Raw genomic sequence first — 3712 nt, 5'->3', positions numbered from 1 at the left:
TAGCAGGCCCGGCCAGCTCTCCCCGGCGGGCCCGGCCACCTCGATCGTCTCAGACCTCTCCTTCTCATCGGTCTCAAACGCCGACCAGACGAGCCTGTGCCAGCAATCCGGCACCTCCGTCTTGCCGCGATAACCGGTGACAAACAGCCGGTCGGCGGCCCGCGTCATCGCCACATAAAGAAGACGGCGATATTCTTCCTTCGCCTCCTCTTCGCGCCGTGCGATGTCGGCAAGAACGCTGCTGTCGGCCTCCTTCTTTGCCGAATGCCAGACGGGCAGCCCCGCCTCCATCATCCGGAAGCCGGAAAGGTGGCTTGCGACAAAGGGCCTGCCGCCGCTGTCGACCAGAAACACGATCGGCGCTTCCAGCCCCTTCGAGGCGTGCACCGTCATGATCCGCACCTCGTCGCGGCCCTTGTCCTGCTCGCGCTTGATTTCGAGACCGCCTTCTTCCATCACGTCGAGGAAGGACTGCAGACCCGGCAGGCCGTTATCCTCGTGATCCTTCGCCGCATTGAGGAATTCGTCCAGAATATCCCCCGCCTCGCTGCCGAGCCGGGCGAGAAAGGCGCGCCTGCCGCCCTCGCGCGCCAGGATGTCGGCATAGAAATCGAAGGCGCTCTTGCGGCGGGCGCCGCCGATCACCCGTTCCAGCATCGACACCGCCTGGCCGAATGTCTCATCGCCGGCAGCCGAAAGCCGGCGCAATGCCGACCAGACATGCTCGCCCCTCCCGCGCCTTGCCGCGACAGAAAACAGATCGTCTTCCGAAAGACCGAGAAGCGGGCTCTTGAACAGTGCGGCAAGCGAGAGATCGTCTTCCGGCAGCACGGCAAAGCGCCCGAGCGCGATCAGGTCCTTGACCGCGATGTGATCGGCCAGCCTCAAGCGGTCGGCGCCGGCGACGGGAATGTCATAGGGCGACTTCAACGCCCGCGTCAGCGCGTTGACGAAGGCATCGCGCTTCCTGACGAGAACCAGAATGTCGCCGGCGCGAACCGGTCGCGCGCGGTCCTTCTCGACGATCGTCTCCCGTCCGATCATCTCGGATATCCGATGGGCGATGCGCCGGGCCAGAATGGCTGCCGGGGCCTGTTCGGGCGTCGCGTCAAACGGCGCGGTCCAGTCTTCCTCGTCCTCGCGCGCCTCCGGCGCGATCATCTCCCAGGCCTCGACGCTGCCGGGATGGCCGATGCGGTTGGAGACATGCACCGTGTCCTCGCCTTCCGCAGAAAGCCCTTTCCGGTTTTCCGGCACCGAGAAGACGCAATCGACCGCGGACAGAACGGAGGCGGTGGAGCGGAAGGAAAGCGGCAGGCCGATCTTGGAAAACTCCGCCGCAATCGACGTTACGCGCCTTGCCGTCAGCCTGCCCTCGGCGGCGAAGCGCTCCGGCCGCGCGCCTTGAAAGGAATAGATCGACTGTTTCTCGTCACCGACGGCAAACATGGTGCGAAATCCCGGCCGCGCGCCTTCGCCGGTAAAGAAATCCTCGCTCAGCGCGCGCACCACATCCCATTGCAGCGGGGCCGTGTCCTGCGCCTCGTCGACGAGAATATGGTCGATCCCCTGGTCGAGCTTGTAATGCACCCAGGGCCCGGCATCCGATCGCGACAGGAGCGCTGCCGTGCGTGCGATCAGATCCTCGAAATCGAGCTTGCCGCGCCGCTGTTTCAGCGCCTCGTAGCGGCTGTCGAGCCGATCGGCGAGCACGAGGGCCGCCAGCGTCTTCTCGAAGATGCGGAAGCGGTTCAGCCGGTCGCGGACGGCAAAGACCTGGTCCGCCGCCGCCAGCACGGCCTCGCCGAGCTCCGGCGCCTTCACCCTGAGCGATTTGAAAACCAGCGTCGATTCGGCCTTCGGCACGCCGGCCGCTGTCAGGAAGGCGCTTTCCAGCGCGGCAAAGCGCGTTATCGCATCGGAAGCCTCGACGGCCGCCTGCAGCGCATCGGCAAACGTCCCCGCCCGAGCCCCTCCATCGTCGCGCGCGATCCGGACCAGCGCAGCAAGGTCCGCAAGACCCGCAAGCGGCCAGACTTCGGCCGCCACCGTCTCCTCATTCGCGTCGTCGCCAAATCCGTAGGCCGCCCGCAACGCCGCCTCGAGCCCGTTCTTGCCTCGCGCAGCCTCGAGAAACGGCCGAATGGCGTGGCGCGCGCCGACGATCTCGCCGAGCAGCGTCTCAAGTCCGCTGTCATCGGCAATGTCCAGCACTTTCTGGAAAGCATCCGACAGGGCCGGATCTTCCCTGCTTGCCGTTGCGGTCAAGAGCTGGCGGCGGGCATCGGCAAGCAGGGTCGCCGCGGCGATATCATCGAGCACCGAAAAATGGCCGGCGACATTGGCTTCCAGCGGAAACCGGTGCAGCAGGCTCTCGCAGAAGGCGTGGATGGTCTGGATCTTGAGCCCGCCCGGCGTCTCCAGCGCATGGGCAAAGAGCCGCCTTGCCACCGCGATCTTCAGCGCATCGGGCCTCGTCCCCTCGATCGTCTCGATTTCGGCGGCAAGCTCCGCCTCGGGCAGCACCGCCCAGTCGGCCAGCCGGGCGAAGACGCGGTTCGACATTTCGGACGCCGCCGCCTTGGTGTAGGTGAGGCAGAGAATGGCGGACGGCCTGGCGCCGGCAAGCAGAAGCCGGACCACGCGCTGGGTCAGCACATGGGTCTTGCCGGAACCGGCATTGGCCGAAACCCAGACCGTGCGCGCGGGGTCGGAGGCCAGACGTTGCCGCCCGGTCGTCCATGAAAGCCAGTCTTCGGCGCCGGCATCGAGGCCCGGATCATCGCTCATCGCCGCCCTCCCCGTTGTCGTCGGCAGTCGACCATTCCGCAACGCGGGCGAGATGATCGTATTCGCCGCCGAAATCCCGCGCGCTTGCGGGTATCAGCCGCGAGGCAAAGGGCCGGTTTCCGCTCTTCAGGGCGATCACGAAGCGGGTGAATTCGCGCAGCGCATCGCTTGCGAGCTCCTCCGCCGTGATGGCCGGATCGGTTTTTGTTTCCGCCTTCTCCAGCGCATCGACGCCGAAACGATGACCAGGCCTCAGTCGCACATATTTAAGGCTTTTCGTCTCCAGCGCCGGCACGTCCTTGAACGCGCCCGCCGCAAGGGCCGCCGCCTCCAGCGGCAATTGCGGTTCCAGAAGCGTGCGCGCCTGGTTGAGCGATGGCGACATGCCGGTCTTGTAGTCGATGATCTCGGCCGTGCCGTCTTCCAGAATGTCGATCCGGTCGGCAATGCCGGTGAGCCGAATATCGGCAATGGGAATATCAAACCCCGCGCCGGCTTCCGTCAGCGTTGTGTCGATCGGCGTGGAGAAACGCCGCGCCGCCTCGAACTTCAGGAGTTCCTCTGCCACGGACCGCAGCCGCGGCACCCAGCTCAAGGCGAGGTGCGGCGGCAGTTCAACCTCCAGAAGAAGTCCGGAAAGCACCTCGTCCATCGCCGCACGCCCCTCTTTGCTCGCCGGATCAGCGCCGGTCTTGATAAAGCGCTCGGCAAGCGCGTGATAGAGAATGCCGCGTTCCTTGACCGAAGGATCGGCGTTGAAGGGGGCGAGCGGATCGAGCTTCAGCACCTTCTCGGCATAGATCGCGTAAGGATCGCGCCTGAGCCTGCCGATTTCGGAGAAGGAATAGCGCTTCGGCTGGTCGTCCGCCGGCGGATAGGGTTCAGGGCGCGGCGGGATTGACGCGCGCGGCTGATCGTCAAG

At 65.7% G+C, this 3712-nt stretch carries 2 protein-coding genes; both read right to left on the bottom strand.

Features of this window, described 5'->3' with window-relative positions; translation table 11 throughout:
* On the bottom strand, window positions 1–2790 hold a 2790-nt coding region (gene addA / locus AC5DC2_RS21145; protein ID WP_491699912.1), incomplete at its 3' end, for a double-strand break repair helicase AddA.
* Window positions 2780–3712: PD-(D/E)XK nuclease family protein (locus AC5DC2_RS21140; RefSeq protein WP_491699911.1), on the bottom strand; the 933-nt coding region annotated here is incomplete at its 5' end. The genes addA and AC5DC2_RS21140, both read right to left, overlap by 11 nt.

Source organism: Martelella sp. (assembly GCF_984369615.1).
The sequence above is the reverse complement of the archived record's forward strand: the minus strand, read 5'-3'. Positions and strand labels throughout refer to the sequence as shown.